This is a genomic window from Massilia sp. ZL223 (assembly GCF_018119395.1).
In the GTDB taxonomy this organism is placed as follows: domain Bacteria; phylum Pseudomonadota; class Gammaproteobacteria; order Burkholderiales; family Burkholderiaceae_D; genus Telluria.
This window is the reverse complement of record NZ_JAGPWD010000002.1, coordinates 165,320-185,126: the sequence shown is the minus strand read 5'-3', so window position 1 is coordinate 185,126 and position 19,807 is coordinate 165,320. Positions and strand designations below refer to the sequence as shown.

The 19,807-nt window shown below is 64.6% G+C and carries 19 protein-coding genes; 4 read left to right on the top strand and 15 right to left on the bottom strand.

Going from position 1 to position 19,807, the window contains the following annotated elements:
- Positions 1-2 precede the first annotated feature (2 nt).
- Both KBW95_RS02310 and KBW95_RS02305 read left to right on the top strand, forming a co-directional pair.
- A complete protein-coding gene (locus KBW95_RS02310; RefSeq protein ID WP_211527386.1) occupies positions 3-626 on the top strand; it encodes a glutathione S-transferase family protein in 624 nt (207 codons plus the stop codon).
- The gene (locus KBW95_RS02305; protein ID WP_211527385.1) at positions 619-951 is read left to right on the top strand and encodes a multidrug efflux SMR transporter; all 333 of its coding nucleotides are present in this window, start codon (positions 619-621) and stop codon (positions 949-951) included. The genes KBW95_RS02310 and KBW95_RS02305 overlap by 8 nt, the downstream gene beginning before the upstream one ends.
- Before the next feature lie 170 nt (positions 952-1,121).
- Here KBW95_RS02305 and KBW95_RS02300 read toward each other — a convergent pair whose 3' ends face one another.
- The 5 genes from KBW95_RS02300 to KBW95_RS02280 form a co-directional block, all read right to left on the bottom strand.
- Complete coding sequence (locus tag KBW95_RS02300; protein WP_211527384.1) at positions 1,122-2,036, bottom strand: hypothetical protein; 915 nt, start codon at positions 2,034-2,036, stop codon at positions 1,122-1,124.
- A gap of 182 nt (positions 2,037-2,218) precedes the next feature.
- Complete coding sequence (locus KBW95_RS02295; protein ID WP_211527383.1) at positions 2,219-5,311, bottom strand: efflux RND transporter permease subunit; 3,093 nt, start codon at positions 5,309-5,311, stop codon at positions 2,219-2,221.
- The gene (locus tag KBW95_RS02290) at positions 5,308-6,492 is read right to left on the bottom strand and encodes an efflux RND transporter periplasmic adaptor subunit (RefSeq protein ID WP_211527382.1); all 1,185 of its coding nucleotides are present in this window, start codon (positions 6,490-6,492) and stop codon (positions 5,308-5,310) included. The genes KBW95_RS02295 and KBW95_RS02290 overlap by 4 nt, the downstream gene beginning before the upstream one ends.
- A gap of 106 nt (positions 6,493-6,598) precedes the next feature.
- On the bottom strand, positions 6,599-7,960 hold the full coding sequence (locus KBW95_RS02285; RefSeq protein ID WP_211527381.1) for an ATP-binding protein: 1,362 nt from the start codon (positions 7,958-7,960) through the stop codon (positions 6,599-6,601).
- A complete protein-coding gene (locus tag KBW95_RS02280; RefSeq protein WP_211526918.1) occupies positions 7,957-8,685 on the bottom strand; it encodes a response regulator in 729 nt (242 codons plus the stop codon). Before KBW95_RS02280 ends, KBW95_RS02285 begins: the two co-directional genes overlap by 4 nt.
- A gap of 196 nt (positions 8,686-8,881) precedes the next feature.
- On the opposite strand from KBW95_RS02280, the gene KBW95_RS02275 reads away from it, so the two are divergent.
- Positions 8,882-9,412, top strand: a complete 531-nt coding sequence (locus KBW95_RS02275) for a Spy/CpxP family protein refolding chaperone (protein WP_211526919.1) — start codon at positions 8,882-8,884, stop codon at positions 9,410-9,412.
- A gap of 72 nt (positions 9,413-9,484) precedes the next feature.
- Here the strand turns inward: KBW95_RS02275 and KBW95_RS24685 are convergent, their stop codons facing one another.
- Positions 9,485-10,366 carry a MerR family transcriptional regulator gene (locus KBW95_RS24685; RefSeq protein ID WP_211527380.1) on the bottom strand — a complete coding sequence of 294 codons (882 nt, stop codon included), beginning with the start codon at positions 10,364-10,366 and terminating at the stop codon, positions 9,485-9,487.
- Between the two features lie 136 nt (positions 10,367-10,502).
- On the opposite strand from KBW95_RS24685, the gene KBW95_RS24780 reads away from it, so the two are divergent.
- Positions 10,503-12,140, top strand: a complete 1,638-nt coding sequence (locus tag KBW95_RS24780; protein WP_211527379.1) for a methyl-accepting chemotaxis protein — start codon at positions 10,503-10,505, stop codon at positions 12,138-12,140.
- 29 nt (positions 12,141-12,169) lie between these two features.
- Here KBW95_RS24780 and KBW95_RS02260 read toward each other — a convergent pair whose 3' ends face one another.
- The 9 genes from KBW95_RS02260 to rpsK all read right to left on the bottom strand — a co-directional run bounded on the left by KBW95_RS02260 (position 12,170) and on the right by rpsK (position 19,806).
- The gene (locus tag KBW95_RS02260; protein ID WP_211527437.1) at positions 12,170-13,471 is read right to left on the bottom strand and encodes an ATP-binding protein; all 1,302 of its coding nucleotides are present in this window, start codon (positions 13,469-13,471) and stop codon (positions 12,170-12,172) included.
- A 191-nt stretch (positions 13,472-13,662) separates the two neighbouring features.
- Positions 13,663-14,019, bottom strand: a complete 357-nt coding sequence (locus KBW95_RS02255; RefSeq protein ID WP_211527378.1) for a translation initiation factor Sui1 — start codon at positions 14,017-14,019, stop codon at positions 13,663-13,665.
- Between the two features lie 110 nt (positions 14,020-14,129).
- On the bottom strand, positions 14,130-14,348 hold the full coding sequence (locus KBW95_RS02250; RefSeq protein ID WP_211527377.1) for a hypothetical protein: 219 nt from the start codon (positions 14,346-14,348) through the stop codon (positions 14,130-14,132).
- A gap of 53 nt (positions 14,349-14,401) precedes the next feature.
- Positions 14,402-16,276: a protein-disulfide reductase DsbD gene (gene dsbD / locus KBW95_RS02245; RefSeq protein ID WP_211527376.1), complete on the bottom strand. Its 1,875-nt coding sequence runs from the start codon at positions 16,274-16,276 to the stop codon at positions 14,402-14,404.
- A 122-nt stretch (positions 16,277-16,398) separates the two neighbouring features.
- A complete protein-coding gene (locus KBW95_RS02240; RefSeq protein ID WP_211527375.1) occupies positions 16,399-16,650 on the bottom strand; it encodes a hypothetical protein in 252 nt (83 codons plus the stop codon).
- Between the two features lie 97 nt (positions 16,651-16,747).
- Positions 16,748-17,143 carry a 50S ribosomal protein L17 gene (rplQ, locus tag KBW95_RS02235; RefSeq protein WP_211526684.1) on the bottom strand — a complete coding sequence of 132 codons (396 nt, stop codon included), beginning with the start codon at positions 17,141-17,143 and terminating at the stop codon, positions 16,748-16,750.
- Between the two features lie 138 nt (positions 17,144-17,281).
- Positions 17,282-18,259, bottom strand: a complete 978-nt coding sequence (locus KBW95_RS02230; protein ID WP_005663401.1) for a DNA-directed RNA polymerase subunit alpha — start codon at positions 18,257-18,259, stop codon at positions 17,282-17,284.
- A 311-nt stretch (positions 18,260-18,570) separates the two neighbouring features.
- Positions 18,571-19,194, bottom strand: coding sequence for a 30S ribosomal protein S4 (gene rpsD, locus KBW95_RS02225; RefSeq protein ID WP_211519056.1), 624 nt, complete (start codon positions 19,192-19,194; stop codon positions 18,571-18,573).
- A 207-nt stretch (positions 19,195-19,401) separates the two neighbouring features.
- A complete protein-coding gene (gene rpsK, locus KBW95_RS02220) occupies positions 19,402-19,806 on the bottom strand; it encodes a 30S ribosomal protein S11 (RefSeq protein ID WP_005663404.1) in 405 nt (134 codons plus the stop codon).
- Position 19,807: the final 1 nt, after the last annotated feature.

The window sequence follows — 19,807 nt, the reverse complement described above, 5'->3', positions numbered from 1 at the left end:
ACATGTACACCGTTTATCTGGCCGACACCCCAAACGGCAAGAAGATCACCATCGCCCTCGAAGAACTGGGGCTCGCCTACCAGCGCCGCTTCGTCAACCTGAACGCCGGCGAGCAGCGCGCCCCCGCGTTCGCGCGCCTCAGCCCGAACAACAAGATCCCGGTGCTCACCGACGAGCGGACGGGGCAGAGCCTGTTCGAGTCCTGCGCCATCCTCATCCACCTGGCCGACGCGGCGGGCAAGGCGCTTCCGGCGCACGGGCCGGAGCGGGATCTGGTGCTGCAATGGCTGTTCTTGCAGGCGGCGAGCGCGGGACCGATGCTGGGGCAGCTGTGGTGGTTCCGGCACGCGGCGCCCGAGCCGAACCCGATGGCGCTGGAGCGCTATACGCGCGAGACGCAGCGCATCTATGGCGTGCTCGAGCGGCGGCTGAGCGAGTCGCGCCACATCGCGGGCGACGGCTACACGATTGCGGATATGGCCTTCTATCCCTGGATGGAAACGCATGCGGAGCTGGGGATAGCTATCGGCGCTTATCCGGCGGTCGCGGACTGGCTGCACAGGGTCGGCGAACGGCCGGCGGTGCAGCGCGGCATGCGCAAGGCGCGGGAGGAAGCGCATGTCTAATGTCCTTGCCTGGACCTTGCTGCTGGCGGCCGGGCTGGTCGAGGTGGTCATGGCCTTCGCGCTCAAGTCGTCCGCAGGGTGGACGCGGCCGGGGCCCAGTTTGCTGGCGGTGCTGGCGGCGCTGGGCAGCATTTACCTGCTAGCCAGCGCGCTGCGCGGCTTGCCGCTGGGGATGGCGTATGCGGTGTGGACCGGAATCGGGGCGGTGGGGGTGACGCTGGCGGGGGCGGTGTTCTTTGCCGAGCAGCTGACGCTGGCGCGGCTGCTGTGCATGGGCTTGATCTTTGTGGGGATTGCGGGGTTGAAGACCTTGGGTGGGGAGTGAGTTACTGGCTTGCTTGGGAACTTGGGTCCACGCCTTCGCGGGGAGTCATTGCCGCCAGTGGCGGGAATGACGTGCTAAGGCACGTGTCCGAAGTCGTGCTGCTAAATGAATCGCTGATTAACCAACGTCATCCCCGCGAAGGCGGGGACCCAAGTTTGCCCGATCAGCCACTACCCCCTCGGCGGCTTGTACTCCGGGAACATCTCCTTGAACAGGAAGTCCGTCAACTCCTCCGTATCCTGCGGCCGCGCGCTCAGCTTGACCACCCTGCCCAGCCGATGCGAATCCCACTCGAAGTCCCCCGTCTTTTCCCGGCGGATCAGCTCGATCATCTTCTTGACCACCGCCGTCTCGACATCGCGCTCGCTGCCCTGCTCCACCGTCACCTGGGTCAGCCAGCGCCGCTTGAAGTTGGGATTCCAGCCGCGGAAGCGCAGGTCCATGCTGTGGAAGGTCTTGTTCGACACCGAGAAAATGCCCCCGGTCTCGTTGCGGTCGTCGCGCCCGCGGCCGTTGATGGCGGCGATGTTGGCCAGCGCCCGGGCTTCGCCGCGCGCGGCTTCGCTTTCCTCGACGGGCGCGTCGCTGCCGGTCGTCGCCCCGCGCTGCTTGCGGCGCGAAGCGATGTAGGCGGCCATGTCCATCTCCGGCGGCACCTCGGTCTTCGGCTGCGGCTGCGGCTGCGGCTTGGGCGGCTCTGGCTTTTCGTCGGGCAAGGTGATGGTGTCCGGCAAGCGCTGCACCTGCACCCGCTCGGGCTGCGGACGCGGCGTGGTCTTGTTCGGGGTCGGCTTGGGAACCGGCTTCGGCGCCTGCTGGCGCGGCGCAGCCTTCGGTTGTTGCATGGGGGCGACGAAGACCACGTCGGTCTCCTTGTCCGATGCCGGACGCGCCCGCTTCTCCTGGTCTTCCGGCTTGAACAGGTAAATCGCCACCAGCAGCAGGTGCAGCCCGATCGTGCCCGCCAGCGCCAGCCGGTTCGGTCCCCGGCGCCCATAGGTCAGCGTCTGGCGCGACGGCAGCGGCTGGCCGCAATGCGCGCACACATCGCTGTCCTCGTCATAGATATGGGAATGGTCACGCAAGGTCGTACGGTTTCCTGGAGCGGCGTCTATTTAGCGGCAGAAAAGCGCAGTCTAACCGTTTTGGCTGCGCGGCGCACCTGATGCGCCGCTCAGATTACCGTCGTGCAAGCTTGAAGGATGTTACAAGATGTTTCCGGCAGCCGAATACCGGCCGGCATGGGAGTCCATGCCGGCCCTTCGCATCAATGCACGGCTTCGAGCTTGGCCAGCTGCTCGTCGGTCATGGGACCGGTACCGCTGAACCTGTCGAGGTACAGATAGATGACCGGGGTGATGTAGAGCGTGATCACCTGCGAGAAGATCAGGCCGCCCACCACCGCCAGGCCGAGCGGCTGGCGCAGCTCGGCGCCGGCGCCGATGCCCAGCGCGATCGGCAGCGCGCCCATCATGGCCGCCAGGGTCGTCATCAGGATCGGACGGAAGCGCAGGATGCAGGCCTCGCGGATCGCGTCCTGGGGTTTCAATCCCTGGCTGCGCTGGGCCTCGAGCGCAAAGTCGATCATCATGATCGCGTTCTTCTTCACGATACCGATCAGCATCAGGATGCCGATCATCGCGATCAGGGTCAGGTCCATGTTGAACAGCCACAAGGTCAGCAGCGCCCCCACGGCCGCCGACGGCAGGCCGGCCAGGATCGTGAGCGGGTGGATATAGCTTTCGTACAGCACGCCCAGCAGCACATAGATGACGCCGATCGCGGCCAGGATCAGGATCAGCTGGCTCGACTGGGTGTCCTTGAACACCGCCGCATCGCCGCCGTAGTTGGTGATGATCGAGGCCGGCAGCTTCATCTCGCGCGCCATCTCTTCGATGGCGGCGGTGGCGTCGCCCAGCGGCACGTCCGGCGCCAGGTTGAAGGCCAGGGTAATCGCCTGCAGCTGGCCCTGGTGGTTGACGGCCAGCGGGCCCATCGTGCGCTTGACCGTGGCGAAGCTGGACAGCTTGACCAGGTCGCCGTTGTTCGAGCGCACCGAGACGCGCGACAGCGCTTCGTCGTAGTAGCGGTCCGAGGCCGCCGCTTCCAGGATCACGTAGTAGCTGGCCGCGGTCGAGTAGATGGTCGAGACCTGGCGCTCGCCGAAGGAGGCGTACAGCACGGTGCGCACGTCGGCCATCTCCACGCCCAGCAGCGCAGCCTTGTCGCGGTCGATGTCGATGGTGGCCTGCAGCGCCTTGTTCTGCGAATCGCTGGTGACGTCGCGGAAGCGCTGGTCGGCGCGCATGCGCTCCAGGAACTTCTCGGCCCAGTCGCCGATCTCGCCGCCCGACACGCTCTGCAGGGTGTACTGGTAGCGGCTCTTGCTCGGACGGCCGCCCAGCTGCAGGTTCTGCACCGGCGACAGGAAGATTTGAACGCCGGCCACCTGGCGCGTCGCCCTGCGCAGCTCGTCGACCACGATCGGCATCGGCGGACGCTCGCTGCGCGGCTTGAGCACCAGGAACATGCGGCCGGTGTTGCCGCCGCCGGTAAAGGAAGTCGTGTCCTGCACGTAAGGGCTGGTGCGCATGATATCGACCACCTTGCCCTGCAGTTCCGCCAGCTTGGCCGAGGAAGTGTCTTCCGATGCCTCGACGGTCACGCGGATCTGGCCGATGTCTTCCTCGGGGAAGAAGCCCTTCGGCATGGTCATGTAGAGCACGGCGGTGAGCACGAAGGTGCCCAGCGCCAGCATCAGCACCAGGAAGCGGTGGCGCAGCGCCATGTCGAGGGTGCGGCCGTAGGCGTCGCGCACGTTGACGAACATGGCTTCGAAGCGGCGGCCGATCCAGGACATCTCGTGCGGCTGGACGTGGCCGCCGCCCTTGAGCAGGCGCGAGCACAGCATCGGCACCAGGGTCAGCGAGACCGCCGCCGAGACCAGCACCGCCAGGCCGACGATCACGGCGAATTCGCGGAACAGCAGGCCGATCACGCCCGGCATGAAGAAGATCGGGATGAACACCGCCACCAGCGAGATCGAGATCGAGACGATGGTGAAGCCCATCTCGCGCGCGCCGACCAGGGCCGCCTGCATCGGCTTCTTGCCCATCTCCATGTGGCGCACGATGTTTTCCAGCACCACGATGGCGTCGTCGACCACCAGGCCGACCGCGAGCGTGATGCCCAGCAGGGAGATGTTGTCCAGGCTATAGCCGAAGGCGTAGAGCAGCGACAGCGCACCCAGCAGCGAGATCGGCACCGTGACCGCCGGGATGAAGGTGGCGGCCAGGCGGTGCAGGAACAGGAAGATGACCAGGATCACCAGCACCACGGTGCCGGCCAGGGTCAGGTTGACGTCGTGGATCGCTTCGCGGATCGAGACCGAGCGGTCGTTCACCAGGTGCAGCTGGATCGAGGCCGGCAGCTGCTGCTCGAAGCGCGGGATCAGGGCGCGCACCGCGTCCACCACCTGCACCGTGTTGGCGTTGGGCTGGCGCTGGACCATCAGGGAAATCGAGCGCTCGCCGTTGAGGCTACCCGCGGCCTTGACCGACTGGTAGCTGTCCTCGACTTCGGCCACGTCGCGCAGGCGCACCGGCAGGCCGTCGCGGGTGGCGACGATCAGGCCGGCGAAGTCCGCCGCGCGCATCAGCTGGCCGCCGCCCTGGATGGTCAGGGTCTGGGTCGGGCCGTCGAGGATGCCCAGCGGAGTATTCGAGTTGGCCGCGCGCAGGGCCGCCGCCAGCTCGTCCATCGAGATATTGCGCGCGTTCATCAGGTCGGACTTGGCGCGCACCCGCACGGCGAAGCGCTTCTGGCCGTTGATCGACACTTGCGACACGCCCGCGACGGTCGAGATCGCCGGCGAGATCAGGTTTTCGGCGTAATCGTTCAGCTGCGACAAGTCCATCGAGGGCGAGGTCACGTGCATGAAAAGGATCGGCGCGTCGGCCGGGTTGACCTTGCGGTAGGACGGCAGGTCGGTCATCTCCTGGGGCAGCTGGCGCTGGGCCGCCAGCAGCGCGGCCTGGACGTCCACGGCGGCGCGGTCGACGTCGATCCTGGTGTCGAATTCCAGGGTCAGGTTGGTATTGCCCTGGGTGCTGGTCGAGGTGATCAGGTTGATGCCGGCGATGGTGGAGAACTGTTTCTCGAGCGGCAGGGCCACCGAGGACGCCATGGTTTCCGGGCTCGCGCCCGGCAGGTTGGCGTTGACGTTGATGACCGGCGTGTTATAGCTCGGCAGCGCGGCGACCGGGATGTGCAGGTAGGCCAGCACGCCGACCAGCACCAGGCTGATCGACAGCAGCACCACCATCACCGGCCGGCGGATACACAGTTCGGACAGATTCATGCCTGTTCCTTCTTCGCTTTCGGCGCCGCAGCCTTGTCACCCGGCTTGCCCTGCCCCGCCAGGCGGATCTTGCCGCCCGGACGCAGGTTCTGCTTGCCCTCGGTAATGACTTTTTCGTTGCCGGCCAGGCCGGTCACCGCGGCGTAGTCGCCGAAGGCATGCAGGCGCTTGACCGGCACCTGGCGCGCCGCGTTGTCCTCGCCGGCCACGTACACGAACACACCGCTGGCCGAGTTGATGATGGCGGACTGCGGGATCACGATCGCGTCCTTGAGGGTCTGCACGGTGACGCGCGCGGTCACGTACTGGCCCGGCCACAGGCTCGCGGCCGGGTTGGCGAACTCGCCTTTCACGCGGATGGTGCCGGCCTGCGGGTCGACGGCGTTGTCGATGAAGCTCAGGCGGCCGGCAACCGCCGGCGCCTCGTCGCCGGCCCTGGCGCGCACTTCGACCGCGCCCTGCTTCTGCGCCGCCAGCAGCGCGCCCAGCGCCGACTCCGGCAGGGTGAAGGAGACGTTGATGGGGTCGAGCTGGGTGACGGTGGTGAGCGAGGTGCTTGGCTGCACCAGGGCGCCCGGATGCACGTCGATGGCGCCTACGCGGCCCGACATCGGCGCGCGGATGGAGGTATAGCTGGCGGCGACCTGGCTGGCGCGCGCCGCCGCGGCATTGCTCTGCACCAGGGCGCGCTGGGCTTCGACCTGGCTCTGCAGCGAATCCATCGCGCTCTGGGCCAGGAATTTCTGGGCCACCAGTTCCTGGCTGCGCTTGTACTGGCGTTCGAGATCGGCCAGGGTGGCGCGGTCGCGCGCCACCTGGGCCTGGGCGCGGGCCACGTTGGCGCGGTCGGCGCGGTCGTCCAGCGAGAACATCAGCTGGCCTTCCTTGACGAAGTCGCCTTCCTTGATGTGCACCTGGCGGATGGTGGCGGAAGTCTGGGGATGCAGGTCGACGGTGCGCAGCGGCGTGACGGTGCCGTTGGCGCTCAGCTCCACGCCCACGTCCTGGCGCTGAGGCGCCACCACGTTGACGGTGACCGGCGGCTGGCCGCCCGGGCCGCCCTTGCCGGAGCCCTTGCCGTTGCCTTCGGCATGCGCGCCGCCGCCCTGGTTCACGTACCACGCTCCAGCCAGCGCCAGCGCGACAGCTCCGGTAATCAGTCCGACATTCTTCTTTTTCATTCCTGTCCCTTGGCCACCTGCCCGGCGGCACTGTTATTTGCTAATCATTGACGCGCGAACGCGGCAGCCCGCGGGCGCCGCATTCTCGCAAGCCTGTGTTTCAGGCCTATTTATTTGGATAGTACTCCGGCAGCATGAGGGTGACCTCGAGACCGCCTTCCGGATGATTCGCCAGCGCGATGCTGCCGCCGTGCTGCTCGGCGATGTTGCGCGCGATCGTCAGTCCCAGTCCGGTGCCGCCGGACTCGCGCGAACGCGAAGTCTCGACGCGGTAGAACGGGTCGAACACCCGGCCCAGCTCGGCCTGGGGAATGCCCGGCCCGCTGTCGCGGATGCGCACGCGCGCGGCGCCATTGATGCGGTCGACGCTCACCCGCGCTTCGCGGCCATACTTGACCGCGTTGTCGATCAGGTTGCCCAGGCAGCGGCGCAGGTCCAGCGGACGGCCCAGCAGCGCCATGCCGGCGCGGCCGCTCAGCCCCACCTGCTGGCCGGCGTCGCTGGCGTCCGCGCACACCGCCTCGAGCAGCGAATCGAGATCGAGCAATTGCATGGTCTCGGTGGTATCCATGCTACGCGCAAGTACCAGACCCTCGCGCACCATTTCCTGCATCGCGGACAGGTCGCCGATCAGGCGTTCCTGCAGCTCGGCGTCGGGCACTTTCTCCAGGCGCAGGCGCATGCGGGTCAGCGGAGTCTGCAGGTCGTGGGTGATGGCGGCCAGCATCTGGGTGCGCTGGAAAATGTATTGGCGGATACGCGCCTGCATCGCGTTGAAGGCGGCGCTAGCCTGGCGGATCTCGCTGGCGCCGGTCAGCGCGAGCGGCGCGCGGTTGATGTCGTGGCCCAGGTCCTGGGCCGCCTTGGCCAGCTGCTTGAGCGGGCGGGTGGTCATGCGCGCCACCGCATAGGCCAGCAGGGCAATGCTCAGCAGGAAAGGAATGATCACGGTACGGTATTCGGGATCGAAGCCGCCGGCGGACGGGCGCGGCGGCAGCACCGACAGGCGCAGCTCGGCGCCGTCGCGCAGGCGCACGTTGAGCAGCTCGCAGGCGCCGCGCCACTGGGCATACATCAGCCCGTACAGCACCGGCTGCTGGTTGGGCAGCTCGCACGAGGGCGGACGGTTGGCGGCCGAGGTGATCGTGTAGCCCGGCCCCAGGCGCGTGGCCAGCGAGCGCGCGAACCAGGTGTGGGCGCCGGCCACCGGCTGGGGCGTGCCCACTTCCAGGCGCAGGCCCGGGCGGTTGGCCACCGACAGGTAGACCATGCGCGCCGAGGCCGGCACGATCTCGGTCGCCATCACCAGCTGTTCGGCGCGTTCGAGCAGGTGCTGGTCGCGCTGCTGTTCGAACTGGCGCAGGCGCTCGTGGTCGGCGGCAAGCTGGGTCAGTGCGGCCGAGATCACCATGCCCAGCAGCAGCGTGACGAACACGCGGCCGGTCATCGAGCCGAGGAAAGCCTTCACGCTGCCGGCTCCACCGTCACCTGCCCGGCCAGCACATAGCCGCCGTTGCGGACGGTCTTGATGATCTGCGGCATGCGCGCGTCTTCGCCCAGCTTCTGGCGCAGGCGGCTGATCTGGATGTCGATCGAGCGGTCGAAGGGGTCGGCGTCGCGGCCCTGGGTCAGGTTGAGCAGCTGGTCGCGGTTGAGCACGCGGTTCGGGTGTTCCAGGAACACGCGCAGCAGGCGGAATTCCGCGCCCGACAGCATGATGACCACGCCTTGCGGATTGACCAGGTGGCGCGCGGTGAGGTCCAGGGTCCAGCCGGAGAACTTCATCTGCTGCACGTTCTCGGACGGCGAATTGGACGGCATGGCGTGCGAGCGGCGCAGCACGCTGCGGATGCGCGCCAGCAGCTCGCGCGGCTCGAAGGGTTTGGGCAGGTAGTCGTCGGCGCCCATTTCGAGGCCAAGGATGCGGTCGAGCGGCTCGTTGCGGGCCGTCAGCATGATGACCGGCAGGGTCGAGGTGGCGCGCAGCTTGCGGCACAGGGTCAGGCCGTCGTCGCCGGGCATGTTCAGGTCGAGCACGATCAGGTCGGGACGCGCTTCGTCGAGCGACTTCCACATGCCGGTGCCGTCGGCGGCCGCCAGGGTGCGGTAGCCGTTCGATTCGAGGTAATCGGCCAGCAGGCTGCGGATGTCGCGGTCGTCGTCGACGATCAAAATCGTAGAGGGATTATCCATAACCGCAATTATCCGCATCTATGGCAAGCCTGGACAGCCGTTTTGTATCGGTATGTATAAGCCGAGACCGGCGAAACATATTGATACAAAGTACGAGACAGGGGAAATCCGGCGGTTACAAGTTTTGGCGAAGATGGGTCCTGTGCAGCGAGCAGTTCAGATGCACATCCAACTGAACTCACCTGAAGGAAACGCAATGAACACCATCCGCAAGAACATCGTGATCGCCCTGACCGCTTTCGGCCTGGCCGGCGCCGCCCTTGGCGTGCAGGCCCAGACCCAGGCTCCCGCCCCGGCGGAAGGCCGCCATGGCCACGCCATGACCATGGAGCAGCGCCAGGCCAAGATGGCCGAATTCAAGGCCAAGCGCGCCGAGAAGCGCGCCGAGCGCCAGGCCAAGCTGCGCGACGCGCTCAAGCTGACTCCGGCACAGCAGCCGGCCTGGGACGCCTTTGTCGCCAGCATGAAGCCGGCACAGCAAGGCGACCGTGCGGCCCGTCCGGACCGCGCCCAGCTGGCCACCCTGAGCGCCCCGCAGCGCCTGCAGATGCGCATCGAACGCCAGAAGCAGCGCACCGCCCGCATGGAAGCCCGCCTGTCGGCCCTGAACAGCTTCTACTCGGTCCTTACCCCCGAGCAGCGCAAGGTGTTCGACGAGCAGGCCAAGCAGCGCCGCGGCGGCCGTCATCATCGTGGTCATGGCGGTCACGGCATGATGCACAGCTGATCGGCCTGCGCTGTGCAGCGAAGGACGCCTTGGGGCGTCCTTTTTTCATGCCCTGCGACCCGGCTCGCTTCCTCAGGCCTTGCGCGCCTGGCATTCCCGGATCGCGGCGCGCGCCTCGTCCAGTGTCCGGAAAATGCGCACTCCTCTCGGCACCGTATCGATGCCGGCCACGCCCGCTCCCCCAGCCCACAGTTGAACGCCGCCTTGCAGTTGCTGCCTGAGTTGCCTGAGCAGCGGCGTGATGGTCTTGCGGGGAAATGAGGAACTGAAGGAAAGTCCGACGATCTCGGCGCCGTAGGCCTGGGCCGCCGCGGCGATGTCCGCCAGCGGAGACTGGGCGCCAAGGGAAATGCAGCGCGCGCCGGCAAGCGTCAGGGCGGTTTCCACCATCAGGTTGCCGAGCAAATGCAGTTCGCCCGGCACCGTCGTCAGGAGCACGCGGGGCCAGCCGAGCGGATCGTAGGCGCGCTGCAGGGCTTCGCGCAGCAGGGCTTGCACCATCTCGGTGTACAGGTGTTCATCGTGGACCTCGATCGCGCCATCCGCCCAGGCTTCGCCGACCCGGATGTTCAGCCGGGGCAAAAGATCCAGGACAAAGTTTTCCAATCCCAGCCCCGCCATCTCGGCTTGCAGGTGGGCGCGCAAGCGGTTCGGGTCCTTCTTGCGCAGCAATTCAATCGCCGGTTCGCAATCCTCGCCGGCGCCTCCGGCTGGCCTTTGCATACCGGCCAGCGCTTCCAGTTGCGTTTCGTCCAGGGGCACCACCGCGCCCGGACGCAGGCCGGTATCGAGCAGCCGCTTGATCAGCTTGAGGCGGCTCACCTGCTCTCCGGAATACACACGATTACCTGCCGTGTCCCGATCCGGCAGTGGAAAACCGTAACGGGTTTCCCACTTCCTTAGTACTTCCTTGGCAATACCTGTCTCATCTGAGACTACAGATATCGGCACCATGCTCACTCCAGATCAAAAATTCGATTTGTCTAAGACAAAAGCCATGTTATATTATTTTCCAAGCGGCAACAAACTTATTTTCAAGACAAGCAGACAACCTTCAGGACTCACCATGTACAGCACAGGAATCAAAGGGATGACCATCAAGGCGCAGGTATGCATCGGATTCGCGGCAATACTTTTGCTGATGATGGTGCTAACAGCAATCGGCGTCAGCCGCGTGAACACGGTTTCCACCAGCCTGATTACCATCGGCGACGTCAACAGCGTCAAGCAGCGCTACGCCATCAACTTCCGCGGTAGCGTACACGACCGCGCGATCAGTTTGCGCGATGTGACGCTGGTCGGCACCGACAGCGAACTGAAGGCGGCCATGGCCGACATCGCGCGCCTGGCCTCCGACTATGAAAAGTCCGCCGTACTGCTGGACAAGATGATCGCCGAGGGTGGAGATACCAGCCCCGAAGAGCGGCAAATCCTTGCCGGGATCAAGGAAATCGAAGCCCGCACACTGCCGCTGATCTCCCAGGTCGTCGCATTGCGGGAAGCGGGCGAGCTCGACCGCGCGAAGGAAGTGATGCTCAGGGACGCGCGTCCGGCCTTCGTCGAATGGCTGGCCAGGATCAACAAGTATATCGATCTGAAAGAGCACGCGAACCAGTCCGAGTCGGCGCGCGCACGGGAGGTCGCAAGCGGTTTCCAGGCGCTGATGGTGGCCATGTGTGCCGCCGCGGTCATCACCGGGGTGCTGGTTGCCGCGATCATCGTGCGTGCGATATTGCGGGCGCTCGGCGGCGAGCCGGCCAAGGCGAGCGCTATCGCCAGGCACATCGCTACCGGCGACCTCGCGGTCGTGATCGACACGGATGGGAACAACCGCTCGAGCGTACTGCATGCCATGGGCGAAATGCGGGACAGTCTCCACAAGATCGTTGCGGAGGTCCGCCTCAGCGCAAGCGCGATCTCCGCTGCGACCGGCGAGATCGCTTCGGGCAACCACAATCTGTCATCCCGCACGGAGCTTCAGGCATCTTCGCTTCAAGAAACCGCTTCGTCGATGGAACAGCTGACGTCGACGGTCAAACAGAATGCGGACAATGCGCTGCAGGCCAATCAACTGGCCGTATCCGCCGCTGCGGTGGCGCGCAAGGGCGGCGCGGTGGTGTCGCAGGTGGTCGACACGATGGAGTCGATCAATGCCTCGGCCAAGAAGATCGTCGACATCATCAGCGTGATCGACGGCATCGCATTCCAGACCAACATCCTCGCGTTGAATGCCGCAGTGGAAGCTGCGCGCGCCGGCGAGCAGGGACGGGGCTTTGCCGTGGTGGCGACCGAAGTGCGCAGCCTGGCGCAGCGCTCGGCGGCGGCGGCGAAGGAGATCAAGGCACTGATCGGCGACTCGGTGGACAAGGTCGACGCCGGCAGCCAGCTCGTCGCCGATGCCGGTTCCACGATGGACGAAATCGTCACCAGCGTGAACCGCGTGACCGATATCATGGCCGAGATCTCGGCTGCGAGCCAGGAGCAAAGCGCGGGCATCGAACAAGTCAATCGCGCCATCAGCCAGATGGATCAGGTAACGCAGCAGAATGCGGCGCTGGTCGAGGAAGCCGCGACCGGAGCCGGTTCCCTGCAGGCGCAGGCGGACAAGCTCAGTAGCGTGGTCGCGATTTTCAAGCTGGGCGATAGCGAAGCGCGTGGCCCGGCGAACCGCATGCCGGCGCACGGCCGGCAAGCCGGCTTCCCTGCACTGGTCGCGCAGCAAGCCTGAGTAGTCCCGCGTTACTTCCCGAACGGAAATCAGGCTTCGGCAGCGGAAGCACCTTCGGCACTGGCCGGCGGCACGACTGGCAAGCGCACCGTGAACGTGGTGCCGACGCCAAGCTTGGAATCGACATCGATGCGTCCGCCGTGCTTGCTGACCGTGCTATAGGATAGCGAGAGGCCCAGCCCGGTGCCGCTGCCCACCGGCTTGGTGGTGAAGAAAGGCTCGAAGATGCGGTTCAGGTTCTGCGGCGGGATGCCGCAGCCGGTGTCGCTGATCGCCACCCAGACCCAGTCGCCGTCGACGCCGGTGCTGATGGTGATCACGCCGCGCTCCTCGATCGCATGGGCGGCATTGACCAGCAGGTTCATGAAGACCTGGTTCAGCTGCGACGGCAGGCATGTCACTTCCGGCAGGCTGCCGTAGTGCTTCTCGACTGTCGCCTTGTACTTGATCTCGTTGGCGACGATATTCAGTGTACTGTCGAGGCCAGCATGCAGGTCGGCGGGTTGCCAGTCGGTCTCGCCCACGTGCGAAAAATCCTTTAGGGCCTGGACAATTTCCCGCACCCGCTTCAGTCCCTCGAGCGACTCCGCCACCAGGTCGCCGATATCGTCCTTCAGGAAGGCCAGGTCGGTTTCGCGCGCAATGGCGTCGATGCGCGCCGCCAGCGGGGTGCCGGGCGCCATTTGCGTGACGGCCCTGTTGTGGGCGCCCACTACCGCCAGCAAGGTGTTGACGTATTTTTTCAGCGACCCCATGTTGCTGTTCACGAAGCCCAGGGGGTTGTTGATCTCGTGGGCGACGCCTGCGGCCAGCTGGCCAATGGACGCCATCTTTTCGGACTGGAGCAGCTGGTCGTGCGCCTCGCGCAAGCGTGCGATCAGGCGTTCCTGCTCCTGCTCCATGCACTTGCGCGCGCTGATGTCGCTGAGCGAGCCGATCACCTCGATGGGCGTGCCGTTCTCGTCGCGGATCAGGCGCAGCTGGTCGTGCATCCACAGGTATTCGCCGCTGGCGGTGCGGAAACGGTATTCGTAGGTGCGCTCGCCTTCGACGAACAGCTGGGCGAGGCTGGAGAAGATGTTGGGCGCATCCTCCGGGTGCAGGTGGTCGAACCAGAAGTTCGGGTCGGCCAGCATGTCCTCCGGCTGGTAGCCGAGGACGTGGTAGGCATTCTTGCTGACGAAGGTCAGCTTGAAATCGCCGCTGGGGACCGAACTGTAGACAATCGCCGGGGTGTTGTCGATCAGGTATTGCAGCCGGACCAGCGGCGAAGTGGCCTCGGCCGGCCGCGGGGGCGGGCTCGAATCGAAGGATTCGAATTCTTCAAACATCATGGCCATGGCAGATTCGACGGAGATAGGTTCGCTTCCATTATCTCGACGAATATGTCCGTACAGACACTTTCTTTCCGTATTGGAAATTAATTCTTCTGGTCGGTATGGCTTTGCCACAACAGCTGACTCATGCCCTCATCTGCTCCTTGCATCGGCGTCAAGATTCGGGCTCTGCAGGCCTGCAAATCTCAAGCGCCCGCGCGCTTCGGATGATGGCCATGTTTCTTGAGCGTCTCCATGACCAGGTCGCAGTGGTCCCCCTGCACTTCGATCACGCCATCCTTCACGGTGCCGCCTGAACCGCATGCGGTGCGCAACTGTTTGCCGAGCAGGGCCAGTGCGTTGGCGTCGAGTGCGAGGCCTTTGACGACCGTTACGCATTTACCGCCCCGGCCCTTGGTCTGGCGCGAGACGCGCACTACGCCGTCGCCCGTGACCACGGGCTTGGCCTTGCACACGCACGCCGCGACGGCCTGGCGGCATTCGGGGCACATGCGCCCGCTTTCAGTGGAATAGACCAAGCCGGTGTTTGAACTGCTTTTCATGTTTTACTCAAAATCGTTGCGACGGAAAGGGCTGGTCGTGATCATCACATGCTTGGGTTCGACGTCCGACGCTTGCCCATTGCCCGCCTGCGGAAAGCAGACTTTTGCTTCTATTGATCGGGTTGACTCCCTCGCTCAGCCATCACTTCTCGTATAGCGTCGATCCAGTCGTCCCACATGGCAGGGTCAGCAGGCTTCTCGTCTTGGAAAATTTCCATGCTCATACTTCCCAGAAGGACGCCAATCTCGTCCACATTAGTCAGAGCATAGTATTTTTCCAAGAAGCGAAACATGGCTTTGTAGGCCAGCATTGCGTCCAAATTCTGCATTCGTCACCTTATGCTTAGTCCGCGACCGGCCGATTACAGTCTGCTCTCAAGCTTCATCCGCCGAGCTTTTGCAGCGACGTAAGGAACTTCCGCGCGTCTTGGTAGCCGATCACCCGACTGTCCGGGATCTCGCGGCCTTCGTTATCGAACAGGATGATCCCAGGCGGTCCGAACAGGCCGAAGCGCTTGAGCATGGCCTTGTCGTCCCCGTTGTTGGCGGTCACGTCGATCTGCAGCAGGATGGTATTCGCCAACTTGGCCTGCACGGCCGGGTCGACGAAGGTCAGCTTCTCCATTTCCTTGCACGACACGCACCAGTCGGCGTAGAAGTCGAGCATGACAGTCTTGCCGCCGGTATTGGCCAGCACCGCATCGAGCTCGGCTACATTCTTGACGCGCTTGAACTCGAGATGCTGCTGGGCGCCGCCGCGCAGGTGCGCCAGGGGCGCAAGTGCATCGCGTCCGCCGCTGGCCACACCGACCAGCTGCATTGCACCCAGCACGGCGAAGGCGCCGCCGGCGGCCATCGTGGCCCAGTGGCGGTGGTGGCGCAGCAGGTAAAAGCCATAACCGAGCAGCAGCGCCGCCCACAGCAGCATCTGCGCCGCCGCCGGGATCACCGGCGACACCAGCCACAGCGCCATGGCGAGCATCAGCACGCCGAACAGGCGCTTGACCGACTCCATCCACGCGCCCGCGCGCGGCAGCAGCGAGCCGGCCGAGACGCCGACCAGCAGCAGCGGAATACTCATGCCGATCGCCATGGCGAACAAGGCCGCGCCGCCGATCAGGACGTCGCGCGTCTGGCTGATGTAGACCAGGGCGCCGGCCAGGGGCGCGGCAACGCAGGGGCCGACGATCAGGGCGGAGATGGCGCCCATGGCGAACACGCCCGCCAGCTTGCCCGAGGAGCGGCGGCCGGATGCGTGGGCCAGGCGGGTTTGCAGCGCGACAGGCAGCTGCAGCTGGTAGAAGCCGAACATCGACAGGGACATGGCGACGATGAGGACAGCGAAGCTGCCCAGGACCCAGGGGTTCTGCAGTGCGGCGGCCAGGCCTTCGCCGATCAAGCCTGCTGCGACGCCGAGTGTGGTGTAGACGATCGCCATGCCGAGCGAATACGTGAGAGACAGGACGAAGCCGCGCGAGCGGCGCACCTGCTGGCCTTCGCCGACGATGATCGAGGACAGGATAGGCACCATCGGCAGCACGCAGGGCGTGAAGGCCAGCCCCAGGCCGAGCAGCACGAAGGCCGGGATGATGGCCAGCAGACGGCCGCCGTTGAGGATGCCGGCGATGGTGGACATGTCGGATTCGGCGGCAGGCGAGCCTGCAGCGGCAGCGGGTGCGGTCGGTGCGGACGACGGTGTGACGGCGGCGGGTGCGCTTTCGGCGGCCGGCGTAGAGGACAGTGGGACCGACATGGCCGGTCCCTGCCCCGTAGCGGCGCCGATCGGCAGCGACGGCGCGCTCGACGACGATCCGCCTGCGCCTGCGCTCAATTGCGCCGTGTGTTGTTGCGGCGGGTAGCACAGGCCGGCGTCGGCGCAGCCCTGGCTGGTGGCGGTCAGGGTGAAGTTGCCGCTGCCTTCGACGGGAATGCGGATCGTCACCAGGCCCTTGTGGGTCTCGACATCCTTCTCGAAGGTCGGATCGTATTTCACCTTCCCAGGCGGGATCTCCGGCATGCCGAGGCTGGCGCCGTCGGCCTTGAAGCCGAAGCGTTCGCGGTACATGTAGTAGCCGTCGGCGATCTGGTAGCTCACTTCCAGCGTCTGCGGATCGGCCATGCGGGCGGCGAAGCGGAAGGCCAGGGCCGGATCGAGGAATTCTTCCTCGGCACGGGCGGCGCCGGCGGTCAAGAGCACGAAGGCGGCGAACAGCGTCAGGCAGGCTTGCAGCAAGCGGCTGGCGAAGAAACGGGTCATGGTGTCGGGTGAGTTGTTACAGCGCATCGGCATGGTACACCGGCTGGGCTATACGTGCCTGTGGAGAGGCTTAAAGCTTCTTCCGAAACCGGTGATAGATGTGCTTCTCGGCTGGTACGCGCTTACGGTTGTGGTCGCTCGACGTGATCCAGCAGTTCTCGATAAGCCCCTAAAACGAGTGCAATCGCCTCGCCAGGGTCATAACCGTCCTCAGCCACCGCATCGTGGTAGATCCGGTAAAGCGCCCCTGCTGGGCCCTCGCTCGTTTTGATGTAATAGAAGTCGCCGCTGCCGACTAAGCAAGAGCCGACCGGCACGTCCCCATCCTTTGCCACGACGATCCCTGGCCAGTAATGCAAGTGGACAATCAGCATAACGCTTCCGTCCTGGGCGGTCAGCTCTGTCCGGCGTGCTGCGAAGGACAGGCGAAAAAAAACCAGGCCGAAGCCTGGTTCTTAGAGACCTTGCCGATTACTCAGCGGTCGGTGCTTCTTCAGCGGTGCCCGGTTCCGGACGGTCCAGCAGTTCGACGTAGGCCATCGGTGCGTTGTCGCCAACGCGGAAGCCCATCTTCAGGATGCGCAGGTAGCCGCCGTTGCGGTTAGCAAAACGCGGACCCAGTTCAGCGAACAGCTTCTGGACGATCTCGCGGTCGCGCAGGCGAGCGAAAGCCAGGCGCTTGTTTGCCAGGGTGTCGGTCTTGCCCAGGGTCAGGATCGGCTCGACAACGCGACGCAGTTCCTTTGCCTTCGGCACGGTGGTCTTGATGGCTTCGTGACGCAGCAGCGAAACGGTCATGTTGCGCAGCATTGCCAGACGGTGGGACGAGGTACGGTTCAGTTTACGAAGGCCGTGACGGTGACGCATGGTAAATCCTTTCGAGTGTTTTCAATTCCAGTTCTTCGATCGTTCACGCTTGCGCGTGACCGCGGACCGGTTCGGGGTTAAAACCGCCCGGACAAGGCGTCCAGGCGGGGTACTGCAAAGCGAAACAGAAATCGGGGATTACTTTTCCAGACCAGCCGGCGGCCAGTTCTCGAGTTTCATGCCCAGGGTCAGGCCGCGCGAAGCGAGGACTTCCTTGATTTCGTTGAGCGACTTGCGGCCCAGGTTCGGGGTCTTCAGCAGTTCGTTTTCCGAACGCTGGATCAGGTCGCCGATGTAGTAGATGTTCTCGGCCTTCAGGCAGTTTGCCGAACGGACGGTCAGTTCCAGGTCGTCCACCGGACGCAGCAGGATCGGATCGACCAGCGGAGCGCGCGACGGTGCTTCAGCAGCGGCTTCGGTGCCTTCCAGGGCGGCGAACACGTTCAGCTGGTCCACCAGGACGCGTGCCGACTGGCGGATCGCTTCTTCCGGGGTGATCACGCCGTTGGTTTCGATGTTGATGATCAGCTTGTCCAGGTCGGTACGCTGTTCGACACGGGCCGATTCCACGGCGTAGGACACGCGGCGCACCGGCGAGAACGAGGCGTCCAGGATGATGCGGCCGATGGTCTTGTTGGTGTCTTCCGACAGGCGGCGCACGTTGCCCGGCACATAGCCGCGGCCCTTCTCGACCTTGATCTGCATGTCCAGCTTGCCGCCGGCGGTCAGGTGAGCGATCACGTGATCCGGGTTGATCAGTTCCACGTCATGCGGCAGGTCGATGTCGGAAGCCAGGACGGCGCCTTCGCCTTCCTTCTTCAGGGTCAGGGTGACCGAATCACGGTTGTGCACCTTGAACACGACGCCCTTCAGGTTCAGCAGCAGGTCGACCACGTCTTCCTGCACACCGTCCAGCGACGAGTACTCGTGCACGACGCCGGCGATCGTCACTTCGGTCGGCGCGTAGCCCACCATCGACGACAGCAGGACGCGGCGCAGCGCGTTGCCCAGGGTGTGACCATAACCACGCTCGAACGGCTCCATCACGACTTTCGCGTGACCGGCGCCCAGTGCTTCTACATCGATGATACGTGGCTTCAACAGACTATTTTGCATGAAATGTCCTTTTCAATACCCTCGGTTCGTTACACCGATAAGGCTGATGGCATTAATGAGAACGCCTGCGGGGAGCAGGCGGTGATACGAAATCGGTAGCGAGGGGAATGATGGAAGTCGAAGACTCTTTGCGGTGCCAACCCTAGGTTGCTGCTTCCGCACCACCTCTCCCGTCGTACGCGCCACTGGCGCCTCCGACTTCCCGCGGAGGCAGGAACCCAAGTTTCTCGACATAGCCGGCAAACTTGGATCCCCGCCTTCGCGGGGACGACCGCCCAAGAACCGACTGCCGTCGGTTCTGTCGCGGTCGATTAACGCGAGTACAGTTCGACGATCAGCGCTTCGTTGACGTCAGCAGCGATCTCGTTACGCTCCGGGAACGAACGGAAGGTGCCTTCGAACTTTTTGGCATCGACCGAAACCCAGCTCGGGAAACCGACTTGCTCAGCCAGCGACAGGGCTTCAGCGATACGCACTTGCTTCTTGGCCTTTTCGCGGACGGCGATGACGTCGCCGGTCTTGACCTGGTACGAAGCGATGTTCACGACGTTGCCGTTCACGGTGAAGGCCTTGTGGCTCACCAGCTGGCGTGCTTCAGCGCGGGTCGAGCCGAAGCCCATGCGGTAAGCGACGTTGTCCAGGCGCGATTCCAGCAGCTTCAGCAGGGTTTCGCCGGTGTTGCCCTTGCGGCGCGATGCTTCAGCGAAGTAGCGGCGGAACTGACGCTCCAGCACGCCGTAGATACGCTTGACCTTCTGCTTTTCACGCAGCTGGTTGCCGTAGTCCGAAGTACGGGCGCCCGACTTCACGCCGTGTTGACCCGGCTTGACGTCCAGCTTGCACTTCGAATCGAGCGAGCGGCGTGCGCTCTTCAGGAACAGGTCGGTGCCTTCACGGCGCGACAGTTTTGCTTTTGGTCCGATATAACGTGCCACGTTAGATACCTTTATAAATTAATCACGCCCCAGTGGTGCCTTGAGCACCCAGGCGCTAGTCCGGTCCACGATTGGCCGGACGTGGCTTAAACAAATCGCCCGCCATTGAAATGGCAGGCGACAAGAGCCGGGCAGTATACCCTATTTCGGGTAACTGCACCGGCAATCTTTGGAACACCACGGAGCCGAGGCCCCGTGCGTCGTGTATTAGATACGACGACGCTTCGGCGGACGGCAGCCGTTGTGCGGAACCGGGGTGACGTCCTGGATCTCGGTGATCTTGATGCCCAGGTTGTTCAGAGCGCGCACAGCCGACTCGCGGCCCGGGCCTGGGCCCTTGATACGCACTTCCAGGTTCTTCACGCCCGACTCCTGAGCGACCTTGCCTGCAGCTTCGGCAGCAACCTGCGCTGCGAACGGGGTCGATTTGCGCGAACCCTTGAAGCCGGCGCCGCCGGAGGTAGCCCACGACAGAGCGTTGCCCTGACGGTCGGTGATCGTGATGATCGTGTTGTTGAAGGACGCGTGGACGTGGGCGATGCCCTCGGCGACGTTCTTCTTGACTTTCTTGCGCACGCGAGCTGCTGCTGCGCTGCTTTGTTGCTTGGCCATG

What these genes read in the sequence shown, in the direction of transcription:
- KBW95_RS02255 (WP_211527378.1), bottom strand. Translation starts at nt 14,019, where the DNA reads ATGAAAAGCAGTTCAAACACCGGCTTGGTCTATTCCACTGAAAGCGGG.
- KBW95_RS02310 (WP_211527386.1), top strand. Translation starts at nt 3, where the DNA reads ATGTACACCGTTTATCTGGCCGACACCCCAAACGGCAAGAAGATCACC.
- KBW95_RS02295 (WP_211527383.1), bottom strand. Translation starts at nt 5,311, where the DNA reads ATGAATCTGTCCGAACTGTGTATCCGCCGGCCGGTGATGGTGGTGCTG.
- KBW95_RS02240 (WP_211527375.1), bottom strand. Translation starts at nt 16,650, where the DNA reads ATGCTGATTGTCCACTTGCATTACTGGCCAGGGATCGTCGTGGCAAAG.
- KBW95_RS02230 (WP_005663401.1), bottom strand. Translation starts at nt 18,259, where the DNA reads ATGCAAAATAGTCTGTTGAAGCCACGTATCATCGATGTAGAAGCACTG.
- KBW95_RS02260 (WP_211527437.1), bottom strand. Translation starts at nt 13,471, where the DNA reads ATGTTTGAAGAATTCGAATCCTTCGATTCGAGCCCGCCCCCGCGGCCG.
- KBW95_RS02250 (WP_211527377.1), bottom strand. Translation starts at nt 14,348, where the DNA reads ATGCAGAATTTGGACGCAATGCTGGCCTACAAAGCCATGTTTCGCTTC.
- KBW95_RS02305 (WP_211527385.1), top strand. Translation starts at nt 619, where the DNA reads ATGTCTAATGTCCTTGCCTGGACCTTGCTGCTGGCGGCCGGGCTGGTC.
- rpsK (WP_005663404.1), bottom strand. Translation starts at nt 19,806, where the DNA reads ATGGCCAAGCAACAAAGCAGCGCAGCAGCAGCTCGCGTGCGCAAGAAA.
- KBW95_RS24780 (WP_211527379.1), top strand. Translation starts at nt 10,503, where the DNA reads ATGACCATCAAGGCGCAGGTATGCATCGGATTCGCGGCAATACTTTTG.
- KBW95_RS02275 (WP_211526919.1), top strand. Translation starts at nt 8,882, where the DNA reads ATGAACACCATCCGCAAGAACATCGTGATCGCCCTGACCGCTTTCGGC.
- KBW95_RS24685 (WP_211527380.1), bottom strand. Translation starts at nt 10,366, where the DNA reads ATGGTGCCGATATCTGTAGTCTCAGATGAGACAGGTATTGCCAAGGAA.
- dsbD (WP_211527376.1), bottom strand. Translation starts at nt 16,276, where the DNA reads ATGACCCGTTTCTTCGCCAGCCGCTTGCTGCAAGCCTGCCTGACGCTG.
- rplQ (WP_211526684.1), bottom strand. Translation starts at nt 17,143, where the DNA reads ATGCGTCACCGTCACGGCCTTCGTAAACTGAACCGTACCTCGTCCCAC.
- KBW95_RS02280 (WP_211526918.1), bottom strand. Translation starts at nt 8,685, where the DNA reads ATGGATAATCCCTCTACGATTTTGATCGTCGACGACGACCGCGACATC.
- KBW95_RS02290 (WP_211527382.1), bottom strand. Translation starts at nt 6,492, where the DNA reads ATGAAAAAGAAGAATGTCGGACTGATTACCGGAGCTGTCGCGCTGGCG.